Origin of the sequence: Microbacterium stercoris (genome assembly GCF_017592545.1) — a bacterium.
GTDB classification, from domain to species: Bacteria; Actinomycetota; Actinomycetes; order Actinomycetales; family Microbacteriaceae; genus Microbacterium; species Microbacterium stercoris.
In genome coordinates this window covers 496168-522424 of record NZ_JAGFOA010000001.1, presented here as the reverse complement: position 1 = coordinate 522424, position 26257 = coordinate 496168, and the positions used below count along the sequence as shown (strand labels likewise).

The window sequence follows — 26257 nt, the reverse complement described above, 5'->3', positions numbered from 1 at the left end:
GCGCCCTGGTAAGCGTGAGGGGCACCTACTCCGCACGAGAGATGAGATCCACGTGGCTGCTCCGCTCGTCATCCGCAACGTCACCCTCGTCACCGGAGATCGCGAGGGCACAGTGCTGCCCGACTCGACGATCGTCACGGATGCGAGCGGACGGATCTCCGCCGTCGGCGCGGCCTCAGCGGCCGCGATCCCGGCGGGGGCGCGGATCATCGACGGAACCGGGCGCTTCGCCATGCCGGGCATGATCAACGCGCACGCGCACCTGTTCTCGGAAGGCAAGCCGCTGCCGCCGATCCTCCTCAGCGAGCGCGCCGAGAAGCTCGTGTCGATCTTCATGAAGAGCCCGGTGGGGCGCGCCTATCTGCGCAAGCGCACCAGGGACGCGGTGGTCACGCAGCTGAAGACCGGAGTGACGACGATCCGCAGCGTCGGCGACCCGGGCTACGAGGGCGTGGAGATCGCCGCGGCGATCGATCGCGGCGATCTCGTCGGACCTCGGCTGCTCGCATCCGGCCCCCTCCTGGCGGTGACCGGTGGGCACGGCGCGCCGCAGATCGCGCTGATCAGCGACAACCCCTGGGATGCCCGCCGCAACGTGCGCGAGAACATCAAGCGCGGCGTGAAGGCCATCAAGATCGCCGCGACGGGTGGCGTCACCGATGCGAAGACCATCGGTCAGGCCGGCCGCCCCGAGATGACCGAGGAGGAGATGACGGCGATCTGCGAGGAGGCCCACGGGGCCGGCATCCTCGTCGCCGCGCATGCGCAGAGCGCGGCGGGCATCGCGGCGGCGCTCCGCGCGGGGGTCGACACCATCGAGCACGGCGCGGCGATGAACGACGAGATCATCGCGCTCTTCAACGACAACCCGCGCGCTCTCCACGGTCGATCCGCGCTCATCCCCACCCTGCAGGCATGCCTTCCCTTGGTGCGTCTCGGCAACGAGGTCACCGGCATCAATGAGGTGAACAAGGCGAACGCCGTCATGGTCCTCGACGAGATGCTCGAGGGTATCCGCACCGCCATCGAGCACGACATCGCGCTCGGAATGGGCACCGACTCGGCGCTGACCTTCGTGACCCACTACAACACCTGGCGGGAACTCGACCTGCTCGTCCGCGTCGGCGGGCTCAGCCCGGCCCGCGCGCTGCACGCCGCGACCCAGTCGAACGCGCAGATTCTGGGCCTCGACACGGAGACGGGGACGATCGCGGCCGGGCTTGCCGCCGACATCGTCCTGACGGAGGCAAACCCCCTCGACGATCTCCGGACGCTGGCCGCACCGTTCGCGGTCATCGCGCGGGGCACCGTGGTCGATGATCTGAGCGTGATCCGTTTCCCCGAGATCGACGCGAAGCTCGACACCATCTGACACCCATCGGGTCGTCCACCAGCGAGGAGGCACCATGACACGGCAGAGCGACACACAGGAGAACGGATTCTGGAGCGCGCGGCTGATCCTGTCGCTGGTCCTGACCGCCGCGGCGCTGATCTTCGTCTTCTCGAACGTGCACAGCGTGCCGATCATCTTCTTCGGGATCACGCTGACGCTGCCGATGTGGATCTGGTTCGCCGTGCTGCTCGCGGTGGGCATCACGATCGGCTGGATGCGCCCAGGAAGCCGGCGTCAGCGTCCGCGCGGCCGACGGTGAAGCGCCTTCGCGCGCGGGCCGGGCTGCGCCGGCCCTCTCAGCCGATGACGGCGCCTGTGGATCCGGCTCCGCAACGAGCCGCAGGGCTTCCCGCCGTCGCCCTCTGGCTGATCGCGGTGTTCGTCGTCATCCTGGGAATGCGTGAACTGGCCTGGCTCATCGCCCCGGCATTCCTCGCTCTGGTGATGGTCATCCTCGTGCATCCCGTGTACGCGGGACTCGCACAACGCGGGGCGCCTCGCGCGCTCGCCCTGACCGCGATGATCCTCGCCGCCTTCGGCATCCTGGCGGCCCTGGTGGCGCTCGTCCTCTACGGACTCGCCCGCCTGGCGACGATCCTGCCCGCCTACGGCGCCGCGGCGCTCGCGTCCCTGACCGAGGTCACGGATGCCCTCGCGCACCTCGGCATCGGCACCCCCCAGATCCGCGAGCTGCTGGAGAGCGTGGACATCGCCGCGCTGGCGCGGTGGCTGACGGCGCAGATCCCGTCGCTCATCTCGGTGGGTACGGGCCTGATCCTGTTCTACAGCCTCCTGATCTTCATGGGCATCGAGTCGGCTCAGCTGACGCAACGTGCCGCCGCGCTCGACCGCGATCACCCGCGCCTGGCGACCTCGCTGGTCGCCTTCGCGCGGAACGTGCGCCGGTACGTCGCGGTCACGGGCGTGTTCGCGATCATCGTCGGCGCCCTCGACGCCCTCTTCCTGTGGGCGCTCGACATCCCCCACCCGCTGCTGTGGGGACTGCTCGCCACGGCCTGCAATTTCATCCCCTACGTCGGGTTCATCATCGGCCTGGTGCCCCCGGCCCTTCTCGCGCTGCTCGACCACGGCTGGCCGGGGATGCTGCTGGTGATCGCCGTGTACGTGGTGCTGAACTCGATCATCACCTCGCTGCTTCCGGCGAGGTTCGTCGGCAGCGCGGTCGGCATGTCGATGACCGTGACGATGGCCTCGGTCATCTTCTGGGCCTGGGTGCTCGGGCCGCTCGGCGCCGTGCTCGCGATCCCCTTCAGCCTGCTCGTCAAAGCCGTCTTCATCGACGGAGTCCCTTCTGCTCAGTGGCTCGCGGGCTTCGTCGACGCCGCGCCACGCCGCGCCCGTCCGGCGCGCGATCCGGAAAGAGGTGCTCCGTGAACGATGACGACCGCCAACTGCGCGCAGATCGACTCAAGGAGCGCATCTATGTGACGTTCGCCGCGCTCGCCGTCACCGTGACTCTCCTCGCGCACGGGCACGTGTCCGCTCTCGAGGCGATCATCACCCTCTCCGTCACCGTGCTCGGCACCTTGTTCGCCGTCTTCACCTCGGACGTGGTGTCGCATCTTGTTGTGCATCAGAGGCTGCTCCGACGAGACGAGCTGCGTCACGCGACGGCGACCACGTTCAGCGCCGTCGGCGCCGTTGTGCTCCCGCTGGCGTTCCTGGGTGCGGCTGCGCTCGGACTCTGGCGCACCGAGACCGCCTTGACCGCGGGGGCCGTCGCCCTCCTCGTTGCGCTGGTCGGCATCGGCTACCTCGCTGCGCGACGCGTGCCGCTGGTGTGGTGGCAGCGGCTGCTTGTGCTCGGCGCGGAGGCCGCGCTGGGCCTCATCGTCATCGTTCTTCAGCTCGCCGCGCACGGGTGAGCTCGGGACGTGGTGACATCGCCCACACCGGAGCAACAGCGAGGCGGCAGAGCCGGAGCCTCCGACCTGCCGCCTCGTCGCGTCACGCGACAGCGATCGCCTGCCTCACTTGAAGATGCGAGGGAGGAAGTCGCTCAGCCCCTGCCACCACACGTCGAAGCCGTGCGGTCCCGGGATGACCGTCTTGACGACGGGGATCCCGGCGGTGGTGAGGTTCGACTCCATGCTGTTGATGGCGTTCACCGCACCGGTGTCGACGTCGCCGGCGAACAGATCGACGAGCTCGGTCGAGGCGATCGCCGTCTGACCGGCCGGCGTCGACGGATTCACCGCCGCGCGGGCGAAGGGCGGGGAGAACATACCGAAGTAGGCGAACTCTCCGGGATGGTTCACCATCGTGTTGTGCGTGAGGTAGCCACCCCACGACAGACCCGCGAGCGCACGTTCGGCCGGCTCGTCGGAGACGTTGTACTGCCCGTCCACGAGCGGCATAACGCTGCCGGAGAGGTCGTTCCACATGTCGGACGGTGCGCCTGGATAACCGGGCATCACAACGACCATCGGCTCGAGCTCGCCGCGCTCGTAGAGGTTGTCGAGCACCTGGGCTGCGCGACCGACCTCGGTCCACGACGCGTAGTTCTGTCCGAAGCCGTGATAGAGGTACAGCACCGGATACGGCTCCGCCCGGTTCTCGTCGTAGTCGGCCGGCGTCCACACCTTCAGCTTCGAGGCCCCGAATGCGCCGGAGTAGCTGAGCGTGGCGAGGTCGCCGGTCTTCTCCGCAGGGAGGTCGGCGAGCAGCGGCGTGCGCACGCCGCCGGGGACGAACAGCTGGCTCTCGATGTTCTCCGTGTTCTTGGTGTCGGCCGGATCGTGGAAGGCGACTCCGTCGACCTCGTAGCGCCAGTAGTAGTACCCGTCGATCGGACCGATGGTGGCGCGCCAGCGGTCACCCTGCTTGGCGAGCGGGATACGGAACCACTGGCCGTTCGGGGCCCAGTTGCCCCACAGAACGACGTCCTTCGCGTTGGCCCACTGGGTGCCGGTCTCGAAGGTGACCATCCCGTTGTCATCGATGTGCGGGGTGGTGATGCTGCCGACGGACGGCGCCGTGTAGGGCTGCGTGAGCTCTCGGTGCCCCTCGCTCATCCCGCGATCCTCGACGTGGGGCTGGAAGGCGCGGCTGGCGAAGTCACGGAGGTTCTCCCGCCACGTGTCCCAGACGCCGCCCGTCTCGGGGTGAACGCCATCGAACTCGATCCGGACACCGGCCTGGGCGAGTGTCTGCATCGCCTCGTAGGTCGTGTTGTACGCCGGGTCGAGGGTGTTGCCCACGTAGAAGCGCATCAGGTCGGTCTTGGCGTTGACCTTGCGGGCCTCGGCGGCGGTCACCTCGGTGCCCGCGGGAAGCGCACCCGAGAGGGAGCCGACCGAGCCGAAGACGCCCGGCTCGTCCAGAGCGAGGGAGATCGCCTGCGCCGCGCCCTCGCCGATTCCGGCGATACCCGTCTCCTTCACCTTGCGAGAGACGTTGTAGCCCTGCTTGACGGCCGGAATGAGGTCGTCCATCAGCTCCGCGCGAGAACCGTCGCCCTCCAGATCCGCCATGACCACGACCATCGACGCAAGGTCGCCCTCGAGGGAGAGGTTGTCGAGGATCTGCGCGGCACGGCCGAGCTCCAGCCACTCGCTCACCGACTGCCCCTCGTCGCCGAGGAGGTAGAGCACCGGATGCGCCTTGGCGGTCTTGGTGGTGTAGCCCGGGGGCGTCCACACCATGGCCGGCTCGTCACCGCCGTACTCCAGCGCTGACACCGTGCCACCGCCGGTCTCCACGTCATCCATCCACTCGACCTCGGGTCCGGGCACGAAGAGCGTGTTCCAGTCGGGGTGAGAGGCGATCTGCGTGGTCGCGTCGGGGTGCCGGAAGGTCACCTTGGAGCGGTCGGCCTTGGTCGCCACGTACTCGTAGTAGTACAGGCCGGGCTCCATGGGACCGATGTTCGCGACGCAGTTGGAGCCGTTCGCGTCCAGCCCGACGGCCGCCCAGGTGCCCGACGGCCCGATGTTGCCCGCCAGCTCGGCGCCCGCACCCGTCGAGTTGCCGCAGGCGCCCGAAGGCACCGACGTCTTGGGGACGGTGAAGTAGTGGTAGATCCCGCGCTGCGACTCCCACGGATCCGAGTCCGCAGAACCCGTTGCCGCAGCGGCGGGAACCGCCACTGCAGCCAAGCCCGCGGCGCTCAGCGTGAGCGCCAGGGCGGCGCCGACGCCGCGCGTGACGCGGTGCCGGGTCGCCGATGGATAGTTCGCCATTGAACAGCCTTCCATTCGTTGCAGTGATGACGTCTTCGAACGCGACGAAGACCAGCCCGATCCGCATCGATCGGACCGCTGCCGCGTCCGCCCCGGGAGGAACCACTCCGTCCCAGCAGGAGCGAAAGCTGACCTTGCGCTTCCCAGTACACCGGTTTACTACACCGGTGTACTACCGTCAACCACGGTGGCGCGCGACACCTGGCAGGCCCTGATCAGCGGGTGGTGGACTGTCGCTGGATCAGTTCGAAGTCGATGACGACCTGACGGGGAGCGCGCTGCTCCTCGCGCGCGATGCCATCCACGTTGGCGCCGATGCGCTCCTCCAGCGCCGCGACGGCGTGACGGGCGATCAGACGGGTGCCGGGGTCGATGGTGCTCAGTGTGGGGCGGGAGTACCCGGACTCCTCGATGTTGTCGAACCCGATGACGAGCACGTCCTCCGGGACCCGGAGCCCTCGATCCTGCAGCACCGACATCGCCCCCAGCGCCAACGTGTCGGTGAAGGCGACCACGGCATCCAGACGCACCCCGCGGTCGAGTATCTGCGCCATCGTGGCGGCCCCGGTGGCGTGGAAGTAGTCGGGCACCCCGATGACCGAGCGAGGGTCGACCTCGAGACCCCGCGCCGCCAGAGCCTGACGGAGTCCTTCGAAGCGGAGAGTGCCGCTGCTCGATGATGCGTCGTCCTTCAGACCCAACGGCACCACCGTCTTCGCGCCCGCATCCAGCACGTGATCCGTGGCGGCCCGCGCGCCGGCGACGTTGCTCATCGTCACATGATCCGCTCCGACGTCGAACACTCGCTCGCCCAGCACAACGAGCGGGAAGTTCACATCGAACAGACCGACGTCGTCCTGTCCCAGAGCCAACGGCGAGAAGATGACACCGTCAAACCGGGACCGGTAGCTGCCGTCGAGCACGCGCAGTTCGCGCTCCCGCTCGTTGTTCGTCTGCTCGATGAAGACCGTCAGGCCTCGCGCCGAGGCCTCCTGCATCACGGCGTCCGCCAGTTCCGCGAAGTACACGCTGCGCAGAGCCGGCACGACAAGGGCGATAGCCCCGGTCCTCCCCCGCCCGAGGTTCCGCGCCGAGACGTTGACGTGATAGTCCAGCGCGCGGATCGCGTCTTCGACACGCTCCTTGGTCTCCGGGCGCAGATACCGGTAGCCGTTGAGCACGTTCGAGACCGTCTTGATCGACACGCCAGCAAGCTGAGCGACATCGCGGATCGTCGCCGACCCACTCACCTTGCGCGCCACAGTCGATCCCTTCGCTCGTCGGCCGTTCTCCCCACGCTACCGACTCCTCGCGCAGTGACGGAGCAGCACCCCAACGCGCCGGCATGTTATCAACGTGGTTGATATTCCTGGGACATGATGCCAAGGTCGGATCGGCCGGTCACGGATGGCCGGGTCCCACAACAACGTCGTTGACACAGGGAGAGACAATGCCGACTACGCATCGGATCAGGAACGCCGCGATCGCCTCTGCGGTCGCCACCGGGCTCGCCTTCTCGGCGTCGCCCGCCGTGGCAGCCGAGGGCGAGCGGGTGCTCGAAGGTGCACTCACAGACAGCACGCCGTATCGCTTCGTCATCCCGGACGACTGGAACGGCACCGTGTTCGTCGACATGGACTTCGCGGCCGGGCCGATCGGCGACGCCGAACAGGCGCTCATCGACCGGGGCGCCGCGTATGGCGGCACCACCCGGAACGTCACGGGATGGAACATCGGCGGGGCGATCGCGAACCAGCTCGAGGCCCTCGACGTGTTCACTGCCGAGATGGGCGAGCCCGAGCAGGCGATCACGATGGGCAGCTCGATGGGTGGCTTCGTCGCCGCGGCGACGGGTGAACTGCACCCCGATCGCATCGACGGGGTGCTCGCCGCATGCGGTGGTCTCTCCGGCACCGTCTCGCAGTGGAATCAGAAGCTCGACACGGTGTTCGTACTGTCCGAGCTGCTGGATCCGGAGGGCTCGCTGCCCGTTGTGGACATCCCCGCGGACGTTTCCGGGGCGCAGCAGGCGTGGATCGGTCACCTCACCGCCGCGCAGGCCACCCCCGAAGGACGGGCGCGCATCGCTCTCGCCGCCGCGATCGGCCAGCTGCCCGCGTGGTCGCAGACGATCGCCGATCCCTCCCCGCGGGACGCCGACACGTATGAGCAGGCCTGGTTCGGCGCCCTCGCCGGCGATCCGCTCCCCTACATCGGGCAGGCAATGAGCAGCCGACGCACCAGCACGCTGCTGTTCGGCGGTCTCCCCTCGTGGAACACCGGGATCGACTACGCCGAGCAGCTGCGCAAGGCCTCCCCCGAGGCGCGCCGCGTCGTCGCCGACCTGTATGAGCGCGCCGGGCTCAGCCTCGAGGCCGACCTGGCGACGGTCAACGCCGCGGAGCGCTACCAGGCCGATCCCGACGCCGTCGAGCGCTTCGCGGCGACATACGAGTTCACGGGCGAGATCTCGGTGCCGACGCTCACGCTCAACAACGTCGGCGACCAGATCTCGACGGTCGCCCAGCAGAGCGCGTACGAGCAGCGCGTGAAGAAGGCGGGCAATGCCTCGCTGCTGCGCCAGACCTACGTCGCCTCCGCCGGACATTGCAACTTCACGGCCGCGGAGACCGTCGCCGCCGCCGAGCTCCTTCTCGAGCGCCTCGACACGGGCCACTGGGGCGGAGGCACGTCGGCTCATCAGCTGAACCGGGCTGCGGCCGCGCTCGACCTCGGCGAGGCGCGCTTCATCCGCTTCACCCCCGACCGCTTCAACCGGGGCTGAGGCGACCATGGGTCACCGAACGGCCACGACCAGCACCACGCGCCGGCTTCTCGCGATCACTGCCGTCGCATGCACGGCAGCCGCCACGGCGATCACCGCCGGACCCGCCTCGGCATCGACCGAAGCGCCCGTCGAGATCCCCGCCGCGGCCCCACCGGCGGCATTCCTCGACGAGCCGGCGCTGCCTGGTGCCGACGGCTGGACGTTCTCCGAGGCGTTCTCCCGCACATCCGGCACAGCCCGATACGACGACGGCGCGCTGCTGTGGACCGACTGGCTCTTCGACGACACGGGCGACGGGTCGCTCACCTACGCCGACGAGGCGGCCCATGCGAACGGCTCGGATGTGTTCCGCGCCGGCGTGGGAGCGAAGGGCCGGTCGTCCTCCTGGCGCGTGGACTTCACCACGCTCGCCGACGCCGATCTTCCGATCGCGGTGTGGGCGCTCGACACCGATGCCGATCCGGAGACGGGCACGTCGAGGTGGCCGGGCGACGCCGGTGTGACCTCGCCCGGCTCCGAGGCCTTCCTGATCGTGTCGTCCCGAGGCGTACGGCTGGAGACGGCCGCGGGCCAGCAGCGTGATCTCACGAGACTCGGGGCCACTCTGACCGTCGACGAGGAGGCGAAGTCCTTCGTCGCCGAGATCCCGCGATCGCTCCTTCGCATCAACGGCGTCTGGAACGTTCGCCTGGCCACCGGAGTCGCGGACGAGAGCGGCTTCGGATTCGCCGCCGCACCGCAGCGATCCGACATGCGTGTGTACAACGCGGCTTTCCGCACAGACATGCAGGAGGGCGAGCGGCTTCCGGGAACCGCCATGGCGACGAGCTGGAACAACGGCGCTCAGAGCCGGGCGCTCGCAGACGGCGACCTGACGCCCTTCGCGCTCCCGCTCGACTGGCGCCGCATCGCCCGGGGCGAGGTCGAGGACGAGCCGCTCAGAACGGGGTTCTCTACGAGATGGTTTGTGTCATCGGTGGATCTGGGGCCGGGGGTTCATCCCGAGGTCCGGCAGCCGCTCGGCCAGCCTCCCACGGCGGATCCGCGCGTATACGGGCGGGTGCAGCCCTACCTCGTCTATGTTCCGTCGACCTACGATCCGTCGCATCCCGCTCCCGTGTCGATCCTGCTTCATGGGGGCGGCGGCAACCATAACGGCTTCCGTGGCGCGCAGGAGGACGAGCTGTTCGGACCGGTGTGCGAGGACCGCGGCTCGGTCTGCGTCTCACCGCTCGGGCGAGGCGATGGCACGTGGTACATCAACGAAGCCGAACTCGATGTCTGGGAGGTGTGGAACCGCGCGGCACAGACCTACGCGCTCGACGGGACGCAAACCGTCGTCGCGGGCCACTCGATGGGCGGCGTCGGAGCGACGCGATTCGCCACCAACTACCCGGCGGCGTTCGCCGGTGTGGGGATCGTCTCCGGGGCGGGCTACCGGACAGCCGGCGGTGCGCGGGACGACGCCCAGGATCCGCTCCGGGTCGAGAACCTCGCCAACATGGCGGTGTACATGGATGCGGGCACCGAGGACATCGCGGAGGGAAACACGCGGTCCTGGGGCGCGGCATTCGAGGCGGCGGCGGTGCCCCACCGCGTGCATTACTACGAGGGCGCGACGCACGGCCACTTCCAGTGGCTGGGATGGCGCGAGTTCGCCGAGCACATCGACGGCGCAGAGATCGAGCGCACCCCGTCGCGCATCGCATACCGGTGGGATCCGGCCGAGCAGCGCGATTCTCTCGGACTGACGATGGACAACGCCTACTGGGTGAGCGAACTCACGCCGCGTGACGCGGACGACCGGTGGAGCCGGATCGAGGCGCGTTCCGGCGCACTGGACACCGTGCTCGACGAGCCGGTCGTCACCTCGGAGACCCGGACGTACGGCGACTACGAGACCGAGGTGCGTCAGCTCGTCCGGCAGCCGGTCGGCACGAGGGAGCCGGCCCAGGAGCTCGATCTCGCGCTCGTCAACGTCGGCACCGCCACCGTGGACCTCGACGAGGCCGGGCTCACGGGCGCGGTCACCGTGCGCGTCACGACCGATGGCGAGTCCGAACTCCGTCTCCGCCGGGGCGACACGGAGCGGATCGAACGCGTGGAAGCGGGCGCGCACGTCCTGACCGTGCAGCTCCCGTGAGCTGATGCCGGCGTTCCCGGGTGCGGTGGGTCAGCTCACCGCACCCGGAACGTCGAGGCCGGCACGAACGGCATCGCGGAAGGCCCTGTCACTGATCCCGACACGTGGCGCGCAGCCACGCATCCGCTTCCTCGGGCGCGCTCGTGTACGGAGCGACGATGTCCGGGATCAGCGCTTCGTCGTACAACCGCCCCGTCCGATCGAGGTACCACCCGGTGGTCACGATGAGGAGCGATCCATCCGGGAGCGTGAGTGTCTCGTTCGACGTCGTGAAGCCACCTGTCGGCTTTCCTACGCGAGTGGTGTCCGCCTGTCCCTGGAACGCTGTCGCGACGAACTCACCTGCGCTCAGCGTGCTGGAGCTGGTGAGGACGGCAACCGGACCATCGACCGTGAACCCGGCCTCGATCGTCTCGTACAGCGGATTGTCGACAGCTCCATCATCACTGCGCAACCACGTCTCCGCACCGGCCTTGGTCCTGATCCCCACGATGTCCCCATCGTCGAGAAGGGGCCCCACCGCGGCGAGCATCGCATAGGCGTTGCCCCCTCTGTTGGCGCGCAGATCCAGGATCCATCCACAGGAGGTGTTCGGAACCGCCGCTCGGATGCTTTCGATCGTCGGCTCGGCATATTCCTCGATGGACGCTTGCTCCGTCCCCAGGAATGCGGGAAGAGCGATCGTCGTCACGCCTTGACTGGACGTGACCGTGGGCTTCGCGAAACGTGCGCCCGGCGCGTACTGGGCGCGGCTGGTGTCAGCGATGGGAGCCGGCACGAACGACGAATGCTCTCCCCCGGCCCCGGACGCAAGCTGTGACATCAGCCCGTATAGCTCTTCATAAGACTCCGCGGCCTCAAACCGGTCGAGGGCCGCAGCGCGCTGAGACTCCCACTGGGGCCCCTGCGCGTGTATGCCCTTGTCCAGTTCGGCAATGGCGAGAGCGCCGTACTCCATACGGCGAACGCGGTGCGGAACACCCGGACATCGCGGCCAGGCTCGCCGCCGCGATAACGGCGGCCAAAGCTCGCAGCCTCACGATCCGTCCCACTCCCCAATCCTGCCCCAGCCGCCGATGTCGGCCGCCAGCGATAGCATCGCGAAGATGAGCATCACGTTCGATCCCGAAGCAGACGCGGCCTACATCGTGATCGGCACCGGCCCTGGCAAGGGCGAGGCCGTGCGCCAGGTCTCGGGCATTGCGACGCCGACCGGCGGGGAGATCATCCTCGACGTGGATGCGGAAGGCCGGCTGCTGGGCATTGAGGTGCTCGGTGCGACGGCCGCGTTTCGACCCGAGGTGCTCGAGGGCGCTCCGTTGCCGGGCGTCTGAGTGCCTCGAACCCCACGCATGAGGGTTGGCTAGAGCGGAGGCCCTTCGCAACGCAAAGGCAGAAGGCCCGGATCCTTGATTTCTCACGGATCCGGGCCTTCTTCTTGTTGCGGGGACAGGATTTGAACCTGCGACCTCTGGGTTATGAGCCCAGCGAGCTACCGAGCTGCTCCACCCCGCGGCACAAGAGAAAACATTACCCGACGGATCCGGTCCTGGCCAATCGAGGCCCGTTTCGGCGATTCCCGGGCGTGTCACCTCCCGTTCACCTGATCCCCCGCACATGCCAAAGGCCCGGTCCGAGTGGATCGGACCGGGCCTTCGGCGTTCACCGCGTCAGCGGATCACTCGGTGAGCTCGAGCAGTCGCTCGACCGCCGCTGTGAGATCCTTATCGGCCTGGGCGTAGGCGACCTGGTCGTCGGCCGCCAGGGCCGCGGCCTTCGCCTCCAGGGCGTCCTGCACGGCCGCCTTGGCCGACGCGATGTCATCGCTCTCGGCGGGCGGTGTCACGGTGCCCTCGTCCGGGTCAGCCGGCTGCTCGGGATCCGTGGGCTCCTCCGGATCCGTCGGCGTGACATCCTCGTCTCCCGTGGGAGCGCCGGAGTCGCCGCCGAACAGGGTGTCGAGGGCGTCGGCGAGCGTGTCCTCGAAGGCGAGCTGGTCGCCGAAGGCCACAAGCACCTTGCGCAGCAGCGGGTACTGAGTGCCTCCGGTCGACTTCACGAACACCGGCTGCACATACAGGAGGCCACCGCCGACGGGCAGCGTCAGCAGGTTGCCGAGCAGCACGTCCGAGTTGCCACCCTTGAGCAGGGTCATCTGCGAGGCGATCTCGGCATCCGAGTCGAACGCGTTCTGCACCTGACCGGGGCCGGGCACGGTCGTGTCCGCCGAGATCTCGAGCATCCGCAGCTTGCCATAGTCGGCCCGCTTCTTGCCCTCCTCGTTGCCCGCGTCGGAGTCGACCGAGAGGTAGCCCGTGAGGACGTCGCGCTTTCCACCCTCCGGGATGAACGTCGTGAACATCGAGAAGGTGGGATCCTCCTGGCCCGGCATACGCATCGACAGGTAGTACGGCGGCTGCAGCACGGCGTCGTCGGACGGGTCGTTCGGCGTGGTCCAGGCGTTGTCGCGCTGGTAGAACTGGCCCGCGGTGTCGACGTGGTACACGCCGAGCATGGCGCGCTGCACCTTGAACAGATCGGTCGGGTAGCGCACGTGGCTCATCAGCTCGCCCGACATCTTGCTGATCGGCTCGACCGTCGACGGGTAGACCTTCTGCCAGGTCTCCAGCACCGGATCCTCTTCATCCCACGCGTACAGCGTGACCTTGCCGTCGTACGCGTCGACGGTGGCCTTGACCGAGTTGCGGATGTAGTTGATGTTGTCGATGCGCAGGCTCGGCAGGTTCGTGGTGGCGTCGCTGATCGCCTCCGACAGGCTCACGCCCGACGAGTACGGGTAGCTGGAGCTGGTCGTGTAGGCGTCGACGATCCACACGATGCGTCCGTTCACGACGCTCGGGTACGGGTCGCTGTCGATCGTCAGGTACGGCGCGACCTTCTGAACGCGCGTCTTCGGGTCGCGGTCGTAGAGGATCTGCGACTCCTCGTTCACGTTGTCGGAGAAGAGGATCTGCTCCGACTGGAACTTCATCGCGTAGAGCAGCTTGTTGAAGAACGAGCCGATGTTCGGACCGCCGTCGCCCTCGAACGTGGTGCGGGTCTCGCCGCTGCCGTCGGTGCCGCGCGGGTAGTCGAGCTCGACCGGATCGGTGCCCTCCGGGCCGCCGACGATCGAGTACGGCGGCGACTTCTCGCCGAAGTACACCCGCGGTTCGTACTCGAGCGCGGACAGGAAGCCCGACGACGGGATCGAGCCCTCGATGAACACCGGCTCACCCTCGGCGGTGCGCTCGTTGCCCTTGGCGGCGACGAGGCCGTAGCCGTGCGTGTAGACCATCGTGGTGTTCTGCCAGGTCTGCGCGTCCTCGTCGAGCTCGTTCAGATCGAGCTCGCGGATCGCCGTGACGGTGTCCTGGGTCTGACCGTCGATCTCATAGCGGTCGACATCGAGCCGGTCGCCGAAGCTGTAGTACGGACGGTACTGCTGCAGCTGCTGGACGGTCGGGCTGATGATGGCGGGGTCCATCAGGCGCAGCGAGGCGGTGGTGTCGGCGTCGCTGCGCAGCTGGCCGGCCTCCGCCTCCGTCTCGGCGCTGAAGTCGGTCTTCTCGATGCCGTCGAGGCCATAGGCGGCGCGGGTGCCGTCGACGTTGCGCTGGAAGTACTCCATCTCGACCGTGCGCTCGTTGGGGCGCACCTGGAAGTTCTGGATGGCCCAGGGGTACCCGACGCCCACCACGAGCCACGTCACCATCAGCAGCGCCGTCGCGATCAGCGGGTAGCGCCAGCGGCCGATGAACGCCGTGATGAAGAAGAGCACGGCCACCAGAACCGCCACCACGGCGAGGATCGTCTGACCGGGGATCACCGCGTTGACCTCGGTGAAGGCCGGTCCGGTGATGCGCTCGCCCTCGGAGACGAGGGTGTCGAAGCGGTCGAGCCAGAGGCTGCCGGCCTGGATCAGCAGGTACACGCCGGCCAGGACCGCGAGCTGGATGCGCGCGGGCTTTGAGATGCGCAGCTCGCCGCCGCCGATCCGGACGGATCCGTACAGGTAGGTGACGAGAGCCGTCATCAGCAGCGAGATGAGCACAACGGCCGAGGCGAAGCCCGCGAGCGCCTGGTAGAACGGCATCGCGAACATGTAGAAGCCGACGTCGAGACCGAACTCGGGGTCGACCTCGCCGGCCGCGCCGCCGTTGAGCCAGAGCGCGGTGGTCTCCCACTGGGCGGACGCGGCGAAACCGGCGAAGAAGCCGAAGAACACCGGGATGCCCCACATCGCCAGGCGGCGAAGCGGCTCGACGACCTCCTGGTAGCGGTCGAGCTGGGAGCTCAGACGCGCGTACACGGGGCGCAGGCGGTAGGCGAGGAAGATGGCCAGCCAGACGGGCGCCGCCATGCCGACGAAGCCGATCAGGAACATCACGCTGCGGGCGAGCCACTGCGTCGTCAGGACGTTCTCGAAGCCGAGCTGGTTGAACCAGAGGAATTCGGCGTACAGGTTCGAGAACGCGAAGAAGGCGATGACGAGCGCCGCGATCACGGCGAGCGAGATCGTGACGATGCGTCGGAACGGGGACGGCGCGGCGGCCCTGGGCGCGGAGGTCGAGGTCACCCTTGTGAGCCTACCCAGTGAGGCCTATGCCTCAGCCGCGAGACCTGCCTTGTTCGCGGCGGGCGTCACTCCGCCGGATCCGGATCCGGTGCTCAGGACGAGGCACAGGTCGGCAGGTCCGCCGTGTCTCCACTGGTGATCGCTTCGAGGGCCGCCAGCGCGTCATCCAGCGTCTCGACCGCGAACACGTGCAGACCCGAGGGCTCGTGCCCGGCTACCTCATTGCAGTTGGAGGCCGGAGCGAGGAACCACTCGGCGCCGGCGTCGCGCGCCCCGTAGAGCTTCTGACGGATGCCGCCGATCGGTCCGACGGTGCCGTCCGCGGTGATCGTGCCGGTTCCCGCGACGTTCTCGCCGCCGTTGAGAGCTCCCGGGGTGAGCACGTCGATGATCCCGAGTGCGAACATCATGCCCGCGCTGGGGCCGCCGACGTTGTCGAGCTGGATGGTCACATCGAAGGGGAAGTCGAACGTGGTGGTCAACGTGATGCCGATGAGCCAGGCGGTCTCACCGTCGGCCTGCGCCTCGACGGGCGTGACCTCGACGGTCTGCTTCGTGCCGTCGCGCTCGAGGTCGATCGACACCGGTGCGCCGTCACCCTGCTGGATGATCTCTCTCAGCTGAGACGCATCATCGATCCCCTCGCCGTCGGCGGAGAGGATCCGGTCGCCCTCCTCGATGATCCCGGCGGCCGGCGCGTCGTCGCTCGCGACGCCTGCGACGACCACCTGCGCCCCGACGTCGTGCCCCAGCTCGGTCAGCGCCGCAGCGGTCGCCTCGGACTGCGAATCGACCATCAGCGTGGAGTTCTGCTCCTCGCGCTGCTCGGTGGTCTGCCCCTGAGGGAACACCACGTCGATCGGCACCACGGCGCGCGACGGGTCGAGCCATGCGGCGGCGATCTCGAACCAGGACGGCGTCCGCTCGCGGTTTCCGACAATCTGCACGGTGGTGAGATCCAGGGTTCCGTCGGTGTCGTCGAACGTCTCGGCGCCCTTGATCGCGATGAGCGGCAGCTCCTCGCCGTCGGCGTTCTCGGCCGTGCCGATGGTGTCGTAGACGGGTCCGGGGCGCTGGATGACGTACGCCGTGGGAAGGAACGTCAGTGCGACGAGCACCAGAAGCGCCGCGACGATCGACCACATGCCGATGAGCAGCCGGCGCTCCTCGGGGCGCGACCGGCGTCGACGCGCCGAAGCGCTCGGCGCGTCCTGGAACAGCGTCACGTGATCTCCCTCTGGACCGGGCGGACTCGTCGTTCGCGGGCGGCGTAAGACCGCTCGAGGTGCGGCCGGGACGGGCCGAGACGGGTGAGACTAGCGTAGATCCCAACCGTGTGACCGGCTGAAAGGCGGCTGACGTGGCAGATGACGATCGCTCCCCCGAGGACGAGTTCCAGGAGCTGATGCGCCAGCTCTTCGGCGCCACGGGAAGCCAGTTCGACCCCGCGCAGTTCGCGCGGATGGATCCGGAGCAGCTCGCCCGGCTCACCGGGGTTCCGATGGATCCGGCGACCCTGTCGCAGGTGATGCAGAACCTCCAGAGCGCTTTCCGGAACGCCCCGGCGAACGGCATCGACTGGGATGTCACGCGGCGCCAGGCGCTGCACATCGCGAACCAGGACGGGCTCAGCGTGACGGCCGGTCAGCGTGCCGACCTCGATCAGGCGTTCCACCTGGCCGACCTCTGGCTGTCGGAGGCCACCGCGATCGCCGACCTCGCAGAGGCTCCCCGCGCGATCACCCGCGGCGAGTGGGTGGAGAAGACGCTGCCGGTCTGGCAGGAGCTCGCGGAGCCCGTCGCCACCAGCGTGGCCGACGCGCTCACGTCCGCCCTCAGCCAGCAGGTGCCGGAGGAGATGCAGGGCCTCGTCGCGAACGCCGGGCAGATGATGCGAGGCCTGGGCGGCTCGCTCTTCGCCACCCAGCTCGGCCAGGTCGTGGGCCGGCTGGCGCTCGAGGTGGTCTCCGGCGGCGACGTGGGCATCCCGCTCCTGCCCGCAGGCGAGGCCGCGATCCTTCCGCAGAACTTCGCCGACCTCGGCCGCGGGCTGGAGATCCCCGACGACCAGCTGGCGCTCTACGTCGCCGCGCGCGAGCTGGCGCACGCCCGCCTGTTCCGTCACGCGAAGTGGCTGCGACTGCACGTGCTCTCGCAGGTGACCGAGTATGCCCGCGGTGTGCACATCGACACCGAGCGTCTCGAGGAGATGGCGTCGCGGGTCGATCCGTCCGACCTCGACGAACTGCGCCAGGCGCTCGAGTCGGGCGCGCTGCTTCCGCAGCAGACCGAGGCGCAGGAGCTCGCCCTCGCCCGTCTCGAGAACATGCTCGCTCTCATCGAGGGCTGGGTCGACGTGGTCACATCGGACGCGACCGCGCGCATCCCCCAGCTCGACCGCATCGCGGAGGCGATCCGCCGCCGACGCGCGGTGGGCGGCCCGGCCGAGGACGCGCTCAGCGCGCTCGTCGGCCTGAAGCTGCGCCCGCGCCGTCTGCGCGAGGCCGCGGCGATGTGGCGTGCGTTGACGGATGCGGTCGGCGTCGAGGCGCGCGACGCCCTGTGGGACTCCCCCGACTTCGTGCCCGAGGCCGAGGACATCGACGATCCCTCGCGCCTGATCGCGCGGCTCGAAGCCACCGCCCGCGGCGAGGCGCCGCAGCGCGACGAGATGGACGATGCGCTCGAGCGTCTGCTCGCCGAGGGGCTGAACGACGAGGGGCTGAACGACGACCCGGACGCCCAGGGCGAAGCGCCGGAGGACGACGGCCCCGAGGGTCCGAAGCCCGTCTGAGGCTCGTCCACAGGGCCGGAGCACGGGGCCGCGCGCGCCGGTCCTGTGGAGAGCCTGCCGCGGCCGCCACGGATCTCGCACGATGGGTTCCATGGCCCGTCTCCGTCTCGACCCCGCACATCCGCCGCTGTGGCGCGATGACCGCACGCTGCAGTTCGGCGCGCACGCCGTCGCGACCCTGCACGATCCCCCGCTGTGGCAGCAGCGTGCGCTGTCGGCGCTCGCCGGTGGCATCGACGCCGACGCTCTGCGCCGTATGGTGACGGCGCTCCGGGTGGAACCCGCCGACTACGACGCCTTCATCGGGCGCCTCGCACCCGCCTTCGCGTCAGAGGCTCCCACCTGGACCGTTCAGCTGCGCGCGGCCGACGGCGTGGACGCGGCAACGTGCGCCGACCTCTCCGAGGCACTCGGGGCGCTCGGGGTGAGCGCGCGGTCGCCCGCGCCCGACGAACCCTGGCGAGGTGACGCAGTCATCCTCATCGCCCACCACCACGTGCCGCCGCATCTGCCCGCACGGGCGATGTCCGACGACCTGCCGCACGTCCCGGTGGTGTTCGATACCGCGTCCGTGACCGTCGGGCCACTGGTCGAGCCGGGGAGCACCGCGTGTCTTTCCTGCCTCGCGCAGCGCGAGCGCGACCGAGATGACGCGTGGCCGGTGATCGCTGCGCAACTGGTCTCCCGGACTCCGGCCCCCGTGCCGCGGGTGCGCGCCATGGAGGCCGGCACGCTCGTGGCACGGCTGCTGCAGCAGCGGCTCGCCGGGCGGGATCCTCGCGCAACCCGCCCCGCACGCGGCGTCAGCGCGACGCTGTCGGTGCGTTCCGCAGCGGACGCCCGCCGCTCGTGGCGCTCGCACCGTCCGCACGCCGATTGCCTGTGCGGGGCGGCGGCGGCGCCGACTCGAGATGCGGGCCGATCTCCGCGAGGAACCGCGACGGCTCTCGCTCCCCCCGTACCGCTGCCGACTGTCGCGCCCACGAGATCGCCAGCGTTCGCGCGGCGCGCGTGACGCCGACGTAGGCGAGGCGGCGCTCCTCGTCGATGCCCTCATCGGTCTGCGCATACGAGATCGGCAGCAGACCCTCCGAGAAGCCGAGCAGGTGCACGTGAGGCCACTCGAGGCCCTTCGCCGCGTGCAGCGTCGAGAGCGTCACCGTGCGCATGGCCAGCTCGTGCTGATCCTTCGCGCGAGCCATGAGGTCATCCGCGAACGAGCGCAGCGTCGCTCCCGCGGGTGCCTCCTGGGCAAGACGCAGGATCGAGGCGCGAGCCTCCCAGGCGTCGCGCAGCGCCCCGCCTGCCGCGGGTGGCTCGTCATGGTGGCCGATGCCGCGAAGGGCGGTGCGCACGTCCTCGACGAAGTCGTCGCCCTTGGGCGCGACCGCCGCCGCGCGGATCGCGAGCACCGCCTGGCGCACCTCGGGCATGTCGAAGAAGCGCGCGCCACCCAACACGGTCGTGGGGATCCCCCGTTCGGCGAGAGCCTGCTGGATCTGGGCCGACTGCGCGTGCGATCGGTAGAGCACGGCGATCTCGTCGGGGCGTGCGCCGGCCTCCAGCTGGGCCGCGATCGCGGCGGCTGCCCCGGCCGCCTCCGAGGCCTCGTCGGCATACGCCGTGACGATCGGCGTCCGCGCGTGCTCAGATGCGGGCCGAACGGCCTGGAGGGTGAGCGCGCCCGGACGTCCGCGCATCAGCGCGTTCGCGACCTCCAGGACGGAGGCCTCGGAGCGGTAGTTCCGCTCGAGGCGCACCACGGTGGCATCCGGATACTTCGTGCCGAACTCCAGCAGGTACCGCGAGTCCGCTCCCGTGAACGAGTAGATCGTCTGACTCGCGTCACCCACCACGCACAGGTCGCGGCGGTCTCCGAGCCACAGTTCGAGCAGCCGGTTCTGCAGCGGCGAGACGTCCTGGAACTCGTCGACCGTGAAGTGGCGATACTGCTCGCGCACGGCGACGGCGACGCGGGGCTCGGCCTCGAGCATGCCCGCGCAGGCGAGCAGGACGTCCTCGAAGTCGAGCTGGCGGCGCTCGTCCTTGAGCTTCTCGTAGTGCGTCATCAGGTCGACGAGCTTGTCGGTGCGCAGCGCGCCGACCGAGCGACCGAGCGCTCCGTACTTCTCGATGCTGCGCATCGTGACCTTGCGCCATTCGATCTGCGAGGCGACGTCGCGCAGGGTCGCGCGGTCGGCGCGCAGCTTCAGCCCATCCGCGGCATGGGCGAGGAGCTTCACCTTGTTGTCGACGATGCGCGGCGCTTCATCGCCCGCCACCTGAGGCCAGAAGTAGTTCAGCTGCGCCAGCGCCGCCGCGTGGAAGGTCTTGGCCGAGACGCCCTCGACGCCCAGCTCGCGCAGTCGGCCACGCAGTTCGCCTGCCGCCTTCGCGGTGAAGGTGACGGCGAGCACCCGCTGCGGCGAATAGGCGCCGGTGTCCACCCCGTGGGCGATGCGGTGCGTGATGACGCGGGTCTTTCCGGCACCCGCGCCGGCGAGCACAACGACCGGGCCGCGCAGGCGCGAAGCAGCCTCGCGCTGGTGCTCGTCGAGCCCGTCGAGCGCGCTCACTCGTCGTGCCATTCCCGGATCAGCCGGTACGCGATGCTCGCGCGCCCGGGCAGCCCGAACTCGCCGCGGCCCGCCAGTGCCTCCGCGATCTCGTCGCGGGTGAACCACTTGAGCGAGATGATCTCGGTGCCGTCGGGACGAGCCTCGTCCGGATCGACCGCCGTCGCCTCGAAGCCCAGCATGAGCGAGTGCGGGAACGGCCACGGCTGGGAGCGCACGTAGCGCACGTCCGTGACACGCACCCCCGCCTCCTCGAAGAGCTCCCGATGGATCGCCGTCTCGAGCGACTCCCCCGCTTCCACGAACCCCGCGAAGCACGAATGCATGCGGCCGCGCCAGTTCACGTTCGCACCGAGAAGGATGCGCTCGCGCGCCGGATCCGTGATCGCCACGATGACGGCGGGGTCGTTGCGGGGAAAGTGCTCGCGACCGCAGTCCTCGCACCGGCGCGACCAGCCGGCCTGACGCAGCACGGCGCGTCCTCCGCACAGCGGGCAGTGGCCGAAGTCGGTGAGCCAGCGGCCCAGGCTGATCGCGACCATCAGGGTGTCGGCCGCATGCTCATCGAGCGCCGCCCCGATCTCCCGTGGGCCCGCCCAGCCGTGCGCATCCAGCGGTGCCGGAGTGGCCGGGTCGAACGCGGCCACCACCACGGCGGCACCATCGGCCGCTCGACCGAGAAAGCCCCATTCGGCGCCGGCGGGGACGTCGGCCGGTGCGAACGACTGCAAGCGGGGCTCGTCGCCCGCCGCGTGCGCGGCGAGGGCGCCGTGCACCACCATCACGCGCGTGCCGGGGTCGGAGAGCACGGCATCGAGCAGCCCCGGCTCGTCGCGCTCGGCGGCCGAGCGGTCGACCGCCGCCGGAGCCACCGCATCGGGGCGGGCTGCCGGCAGGGCGGCATCGGAACGGCCGGCCTCGTCTCGTTCGACTCGCTCAGTGCGGCGCATCGTGGCTCCTCGCGTGGCTCTCTGCGAGGCGCGGCATGGGCTCTCGCGGGCGTGGCGCGGGCGCTTCGCCCGGCCCTGCGACCTACCCTGGGGGGCATGGCACGCTCTCCTCTCACTCTAGCCGCGGCCGTCTCGGCGGCCGTCCCGGACGTCGAGGTGACAGGAGCACGCCCGCTCAGCGCAGGCGGCGGCGGACGTTTCGACGCCGCCGTGGCGACACTGCGCGATGGACGCGAGCTGGTGGTCCGCGTGGCCGGTGAGGAGAGCGTCGATCAGGAGATCGCGGCAGAGGTCATCGCCCTGCGTGCGCTGACTCCGGGTGTGCGAGCCATGCTGCCCTTCGCCGCGCCCGAGTACGTCGGAGCGACGGCCCTCCCCCGGGGACGCGCCGTGGTGACGACCTTCGTCTCCGGATACCTGATCGATGCCGAGCAGCTTCCGCCGGGCGAGGGCGCCGCCACCTCGGTAGGGCGCGCGCTCGCGGCTCTCCACGCACTACCGCCGTCTGTGGTGCGCTCCGCGGGGCTGCGGGAGCGCACCGCCGAGCAGACCCGTGCCGATGTACGGCGCGTCGTCGAGGCCGCCTCGCACAGCGGACGCCTGCCTGTGCGGCTGACGGTGCGCTGGCGGGAGGCTCTCGAGGACGACCGCCTCTGGGCCTTCGAGCCGTCGGTATGCCTCGGCGGCACGCAGGCTGCGTCGTTCCTGTACGTCGACGGACAGCGTGGGGCGCCCGAGGTCTCCGGAGTGCTCGACTGGCACGGGCTGTCGATCGACGACCCCGCGGTCGACCTGCGCTGGGTCGCGTCGGCGCCGGATGCGGCGAAGGACATCTTCCGCGCGTACGGCGACGCCGCCCATCGCGCGCCGGACGCCGCCGTACGCGTGCGCGCTCGTCTGCACGCCGAGCTCGAGTTCGCGCGCTGGCTGGTCCACGGCCTCGAGACGCACAACGCGGCGGTCGTCGATGACGCGTCCGGACTGCTGGAGTCGCTTGCGGAGGGCGTGCGAGACGACGATCTGCTCGGCGACCTCGATGACGGCCGCACCGATATCGACGAGGCGATGACGGCTCTGGCCGGAGTGCCGCAGGCCCCCGCGCAGTCGGTCGACACGTCGATGCACACGGATGCGTTCGACGCCGACGATCTGTCGCTCGCTCCGGATGCCTCGTGGAGCGCTGAGAAGCGGGCTCGTGCGGCCGCCGCCGCAGAGGAGACCCAGCCTCTCGACCCGTCGGAGTTCGTGGGACTCGCCTCCCCGGGCGGCAAGGGCGGCGCACCGGATCACACCGCCACCGACGCGATTCCCGTGATCGCGGCCGGCGAAACGGATGACGAGAAGACTCAGGCCGACGAAGCGGCGCGCGCCGCGTTCCAGCGCTGGACCAGCTCCTCTTCGGAGTAGATCCGGTCGTCCCGGATGACCAGGTCATCCGCCACGTAGTACAGCGCCACATCGATGTCCTCGACGGGCACACCGTGCCGACGGTGGTACGCGATCCGGTAGAGCGCGAGCTGCAGCAGCCGCTGCTCTCTCTCAGCCGCGGTGCGCGGAGCCTTGCCCGTCTTCCAGTCGACGATCTCGATCCGACCGTCTCGCTCGTACACGGCGTCGAGCTTGCAGATGACGATGTGCGCGGGAGCACCGTCGGCTGCGGGCATCGTGAAGTCGATCTCGGTCTCGACCTCGATCGGCTGGAGCGTCGCCCATTCGCTGCGCAGGAAGATCTCGCGCAGCCCCTCCAGGGTCGCCTCGTCTTCGGCTGAGACCTCGGTCTCCGGAGCGAGATCGGCCTCACCCCACAGCTCCTCGTCGCTTTCCCAGAGCGCGTCATCCGTCGAGCTCCCGGGACCGGAGATCCCTGATCGCTGCTCAACCCACTGGTGGAAGAGCGTGCCGATGCGGGTCTGCGTGTACGGGCGCTCGGGCAGCGGACGGTCGATCTGGGAGACGGTGCCGGCGAAGTCGGCGACGTAGTCCTTGAACCGCGATGCAGGGATGCGCGTGGGCGCCGCGAGCGCCTGCCCGCGTCCGCGCTCCTCGCGCTCGGCGAGAAGGCGCGCCGCCTGCAGGGTCGGCGCGGCAGGCGGCGTGCGCGACACCAGGGCGGCTGCGTCGGCCACGCGGCCGCGGCGATGCCCGAGGGGGTCGAGCGGCCATTCGCGCGTGAGTGCCGTTCCCTCGTAGGGGTTCACGTCCTTGTCGACTTCCCCGATCTCGTCGAGGCCGAGCTCGGCGATCGCGTCGAGAAGATACGGGCTCGGCTTTCGCGGCGACTTCTGGCCCGCCCAGTGCGCGCCGGTCAGCAGAAGGTCGGAGCGCGCCCGGGTGATGGCGACGTAGGCGAGTCGTCGCTCCTCCTCCTGCTGGTAGTCGCGGTAGGCGTCTTTGAAACGGACGAGCGCGCCGCCATCCGGGTATGCCTTCGTCTTCCCTGCCGCGAGGGAATCGAGAGCCGCCTTGTGCTGCTTGGCGGGATCCGGTCCGGCATCGGCCATCGCCCCTGCCGGATCCCACACGAACCGCGGGAGCGCTGACGCGTCGCCACGCAGGGAGAAGGGCGCGACGCCGAAGCCGAACCAGCCCGACGTGTCGCTCACGCGGCTGGGCAGCTCGTCGTCGACCAGGCGCACGACGGCGACTGCGTCCCATTCGAGGCCCTTCGACCCGTGGATCGTCAGAAGCTGCACGACCCCCGGCTCAGGCGGCTCGGTGCGGGGCATCAGCTCGTCGGTCGACTCCGCTTTGTCGAGCCAGGCCAGCAGGCTGCCGATCGTTCCGCGCTCGTCGGCCGAGAGGAACCCCCTCACCTCGTCGACGAACGCGCGCAGCTGCGTCGAGGCGACCCGGGCGGGACCCCGTGTCTCGTTGGCGGCGAGCTCGATGTCGAGGCGCAGCTCCAGCTCGATCAGGCGGATGAGCTCGGGGATCGGCTGCGCGACCGCGCGGCGCAGGCGTTCGAGCAGTTCGCCGGCCCGGCGCAGGCGATGGCGTCCCTCCGGGCTGATGCCTGCGAGAAGACGGTAGTCATCGCGCGTTGTGCGGATGAAGTCGACCGCGTCGACGATCGACACCGCCTCGTCCACCCCGGCCGAACTGCGCAGTCGCGCCTTGAGCTCGTCCGCGAGCGGCGTCAGACCGCCGTCGCGGCGGGCGAGCTCGGTCGCCAGGTCGTAGAGCGCCGCCATGTCGGCCACGCCCACGCCGAAGCGGGGCCCCACGAGCAGACGGATGAGCGCCGACCCGGCCGTCGGATCGTGCAGCACGCGCAGCATCGACACCACATCGGTGACCTCAGGGGTGGACAGCAAGCCGCCCAGACCCAGGATGCGATGCGGGATGCCGCGCGCTCCGAGTGCCGTCGCGAAGGTCTGCATGTGCTTCTTCGAACGAAAGAGGATCGCGCCGGTGTGCGGCCGGCTGCCCTGATGCGCGGAGCGCACGGTCTCGAACCACTCCGCCACCGATGCGGCCTCGTCATCGACCGTCAGCTCGAAGCGCGACGACACCCTCCCCTCGTCGGCCCCCGGACGCGGTTCGAGCTCGGGCACCCGGAACGATCCGCGCCCTTGGAGGGGCCGCAGCACCCGGTTGGCGGTCGCGAGGATGCGAGCGTCGTTGCGCCAGCTCGTCATGAGGCTGAAGTGTGATGCGGGGGTCTCTCGTGCGAACGCGCGGTCGAACGCGTAGAGGTTGTCGGCGCTGGCACCGCGCCAGCCGTAGATCGACTGATGGGGGTCGCCGACGGCCATCGCCGCGCTGTCGCCGAACAGCTCGGCGAGGAACTGCGTCTGAATGACCGACGTGTCCTGATACTCGTCGAGCAGGACGACCCGGTACTGCTCGCGGAGGTCGGCCCGCACCTGCGGCGCGTGCTCCACGATGTCGAACGCCCCGTTCACCTGGTCGGCGAAGTCGAGCACGCCGCGGCGCTGCTTCTCGGCGATGTACTCACGCACGAGCTGCACGAGGATCGGCATGGCGAGAAGGTTGGCCGCGGCCTTGTCCACGGCCTCCTTCTCGCGGTAGGGCGCGAACTGCGCCGCCTGCTCGACGGCCACGCGCTCGAGCTCGGTGAGGTCGATGCGATGGTCCAGCACCTCCGCGGCGAGGCTCTGCACTGCGTCGACGACACCGTTCAGGGCGCGCTCGACCTCTTCCAGCCCGGGAATCTGCGCTCGCAGGACGACATGCCGCGCGATCAGCCACGACGCCGACTGGCTGAGCATCGCGGCATCGGGGTCGCGCCCGATACGCGCGGCGTGCTCGCGCACGATCGCATCGGCGAAGGCGTTGTAGGTGGCGACGCGGGGCCGGATCATCAGGTCGTCCACGGTGCGAGGCGATGCGGGATCCCATCCCGTCGCGCGCGCGGCCGCAAGCGCGTCGAGCACCTCGCGGCGCACGGTCTCGCGCTGGGCGGGCGTCGCCGCCGCATCGATCCGCGCCAGCGCCCCCTCGGCCACCAGGGCATGAAGGTGCGGCAGCAGGCCTCGGCGGCCGTACTCGTCGATGAGGGCGAGGCGCGCGCCGATCCGCTCGGCGAGCTCGCCCGCGGCCTTGCGGGTGAAGGTGAGGCCCAGGATCTCGTCGCGCCGCACGTGCTCGTTCGCGACGAGCCAGACCACCCGTCCCGCCATGGTCTCGGTCTTCCCGCTGCCCGCTCCGGCGACGACCAGCGCCGGGCTCGGCGGTGCCTCGATCACCCGCTGCTGCTCCGGAGTGGGGGTCGGCAGACCGAGCGCTGCCGCGATATCGGTGGCGCTGATCCCGTGTCCTCCCGGCCAGGCGGGCGCGGTGGAGATGTCGTCGATCTGAAGTGTCATCGC

Annotated in this window: 17 protein-coding genes and 1 tRNA gene; 9 read left to right on the top strand and 9 right to left on the bottom strand. The window is 69.7% G+C overall.

All coding sequences use genetic code 11. The annotated features are described in order from the left end of the window. The first annotated feature begins 52 nt into the window (after positions 1-52). The 4 genes from J5V96_RS02340 to J5V96_RS02325 are packed head-to-tail and all read left to right on the top strand — an operon-like array spanning position 53 to position 3279. Positions 53-1372: a metal-dependent hydrolase family protein gene (locus J5V96_RS02340; protein WP_208500032.1), complete on the top strand. Its 1320-nt coding sequence runs from the start codon at positions 53-55 to the stop codon at positions 1370-1372. 34 nt (positions 1373-1406) lie between these two features. After that, positions 1407-1652 carry a LapA family protein gene (locus tag J5V96_RS02335; protein ID WP_208500031.1) on the top strand — a complete coding sequence of 82 codons (246 nt, stop codon included), beginning with the start codon at positions 1407-1409 and terminating at the stop codon, positions 1650-1652. A 44-nt stretch (positions 1653-1696) separates the two neighbouring features. After that, entirely contained in the window at positions 1697-2788 is a 1092-nt protein-coding gene (locus tag J5V96_RS02330) for an AI-2E family transporter (RefSeq protein WP_208500030.1), read from the top strand. After that, the gene (locus tag J5V96_RS02325; protein WP_208500029.1) at positions 2785-3279 is read left to right on the top strand and encodes a hypothetical protein; all 495 of its coding nucleotides are present in this window, start codon (positions 2785-2787) and stop codon (positions 3277-3279) included. Before J5V96_RS02330 ends, J5V96_RS02325 begins: the two co-directional genes overlap by 4 nt. Before the next feature lie 105 nt (positions 3280-3384). On the opposite strand, the gene J5V96_RS02320 is transcribed toward J5V96_RS02325, so the two are convergent. Together J5V96_RS02320 and J5V96_RS02315 are read right to left on the bottom strand one after the other, a co-directional pair. After that, positions 3385-5595: an alpha/beta hydrolase-fold protein gene (locus J5V96_RS02320; protein WP_208500028.1), complete on the bottom strand. Its 2211-nt coding sequence runs from the start codon at positions 5593-5595 to the stop codon at positions 3385-3387. 215 nt (positions 5596-5810) lie between these two features. Further along, complete coding sequence (locus tag J5V96_RS02315) at positions 5811-6845, bottom strand: LacI family DNA-binding transcriptional regulator (protein WP_307793512.1); 1035 nt, start codon at positions 6843-6845, stop codon at positions 5811-5813. 200 nt (positions 6846-7045) lie between these two features. On the opposite strand from J5V96_RS02315, the gene J5V96_RS02310 reads away from it, so the two are divergent. Together J5V96_RS02310 and J5V96_RS02305 are read left to right on the top strand one after the other, a co-directional pair. Further along, entirely contained in the window at positions 7046-8380 is a 1335-nt protein-coding gene (locus J5V96_RS02310) for an alpha/beta fold hydrolase (RefSeq protein ID WP_208500026.1), read from the top strand. Positions 8381-8387: 7 nt separating this feature from the next. After that, positions 8388-10526, top strand: coding sequence for an alpha/beta hydrolase-fold protein (locus J5V96_RS02305; protein WP_208500025.1), 2139 nt, complete (start codon positions 8388-8390; stop codon positions 10524-10526). Positions 10527-10614: 88 nt separating this feature from the next. On the opposite strand, the gene J5V96_RS02300 is transcribed toward J5V96_RS02305, so the two are convergent. After that, positions 10615-11484 carry a S41 family peptidase gene (locus tag J5V96_RS02300; RefSeq protein WP_208500024.1) on the bottom strand — a complete coding sequence of 290 codons (870 nt, stop codon included), beginning with the start codon at positions 11482-11484 and terminating at the stop codon, positions 10615-10617. Between the two features lie 148 nt (positions 11485-11632). On the opposite strand from J5V96_RS02300, the gene J5V96_RS02295 reads away from it, so the two are divergent. Then, positions 11633-11860: a DUF2283 domain-containing protein gene (locus tag J5V96_RS02295; protein ID WP_208500023.1), complete on the top strand. Its 228-nt coding sequence runs from the start codon at positions 11633-11635 to the stop codon at positions 11858-11860. 107 nt (positions 11861-11967) lie between these two features. Here J5V96_RS02295 and J5V96_RS02290 read toward each other — a convergent pair. From J5V96_RS02290 to J5V96_RS02280, 3 genes are all read right to left on the bottom strand, one after another. Next, positions 11968-12041 (bottom strand) — tRNA-Met (locus J5V96_RS02290). 163 nt (positions 12042-12204) lie between these two features. Beyond that, positions 12205-15105 (bottom strand): UPF0182 family membrane protein, encoded by a 2901-nt coding sequence (locus J5V96_RS02285; RefSeq protein ID WP_208500022.1) that lies wholly within the window; start codon positions 15103-15105, stop codon positions 12205-12207. Positions 15106-15197: 92 nt separating this feature from the next. After that, positions 15198-16331: a YlbL family protein gene (locus J5V96_RS02280; protein ID WP_307793284.1), complete on the bottom strand. Its 1134-nt coding sequence runs from the start codon at positions 16329-16331 to the stop codon at positions 15198-15200. A gap of 134 nt (positions 16332-16465) precedes the next feature. Between J5V96_RS02280 and J5V96_RS02275 the strand changes: the two genes are divergently transcribed. Beyond that, positions 16466-17899, top strand: coding sequence for a zinc-dependent metalloprotease (locus J5V96_RS02275; protein ID WP_208500021.1), 1434 nt, complete (start codon positions 16466-16468; stop codon positions 17897-17899). 803 nt (positions 17900-18702) lie between these two features. On the opposite strand, the gene J5V96_RS02270 is transcribed toward J5V96_RS02275, so the two are convergent. Together J5V96_RS02270 and nudC are read right to left on the bottom strand one after the other, a co-directional pair. After that, entirely contained in the window at positions 18703-20487 is a 1785-nt protein-coding gene (locus tag J5V96_RS02270; RefSeq protein WP_208500020.1) for an ATP-dependent helicase, read from the bottom strand. Next, on the bottom strand, positions 20472-21425 hold the full coding sequence (nudC, locus tag J5V96_RS02265; protein WP_208500019.1) for an NAD(+) diphosphatase: 954 nt from the start codon (positions 21423-21425) through the stop codon (positions 20472-20474). The genes J5V96_RS02270 and nudC overlap by 16 nt, the downstream gene beginning before the upstream one ends. A 96-nt stretch (positions 21426-21521) precedes the next feature. Between nudC and J5V96_RS02260 the strand changes: the two genes are divergently transcribed. Then, positions 21522-22832, top strand: a complete 1311-nt coding sequence (locus tag J5V96_RS02260) for a phosphotransferase (RefSeq protein ID WP_208500018.1) — start codon at positions 21522-21524, stop codon at positions 22830-22832. Here J5V96_RS02260 and J5V96_RS02255 read toward each other — a convergent pair. After that, positions 22772-26254, bottom strand: a complete 3483-nt coding sequence (locus tag J5V96_RS02255; RefSeq protein WP_208500017.1) for an ATP-dependent helicase — start codon at positions 26252-26254, stop codon at positions 22772-22774. The two genes, J5V96_RS02260 and J5V96_RS02255, sit on opposite strands and share 61 nt — an antisense overlap. Between the last annotated feature and the right edge of the window lie 3 nt (positions 26255-26257).

Bases quoted from the DNA above. Each gene is read 5' to 3' on its own strand.
- J5V96_RS02335 (WP_208500031.1), top strand. From the start codon at position 1,407: ATGACACGGCAGAGCGACACACAGGAGAACGGATTCTGGAGCGCGCGG.
- J5V96_RS02330 (WP_208500030.1), top strand. From the start codon at position 1,697: ATGACGGCGCCTGTGGATCCGGCTCCGCAACGAGCCGCAGGGCTTCCC.
- J5V96_RS02320 (WP_208500028.1), bottom strand. From the start codon at position 5,595: ATGGCGAACTATCCATCGGCGACCCGGCACCGCGTCACGCGCGGCGTC.
- J5V96_RS02310 (WP_208500026.1), top strand. From the start codon at position 7,046: ATGCCGACTACGCATCGGATCAGGAACGCCGCGATCGCCTCTGCGGTC.
- J5V96_RS02305 (WP_208500025.1), top strand. From the start codon at position 8,388: ATGGGTCACCGAACGGCCACGACCAGCACCACGCGCCGGCTTCTCGCG.
- J5V96_RS02300 (WP_208500024.1), bottom strand. From the start codon at position 11,484: ATGGAGTACGGCGCTCTCGCCATTGCCGAACTGGACAAGGGCATACAC.
- J5V96_RS02295 (WP_208500023.1), top strand. From the start codon at position 11,633: ATGAGCATCACGTTCGATCCCGAAGCAGACGCGGCCTACATCGTGATC.
- J5V96_RS02270 (WP_208500020.1), bottom strand. From the start codon at position 20,487: ATGGCACGACGAGTGAGCGCGCTCGACGGGCTCGACGAGCACCAGCGC.
- nudC (WP_208500019.1), bottom strand. From the start codon at position 21,425: ATGCGCCGCACTGAGCGAGTCGAACGAGACGAGGCCGGCCGTTCCGAT.
- J5V96_RS02260 (WP_208500018.1), top strand. From the start codon at position 21,522: ATGGCACGCTCTCCTCTCACTCTAGCCGCGGCCGTCTCGGCGGCCGTC.
- J5V96_RS02255 (WP_208500017.1), bottom strand. From the start codon at position 26,254: ATGACACTTCAGATCGACGACATCTCCACCGCGCCCGCCTGGCCGGGA.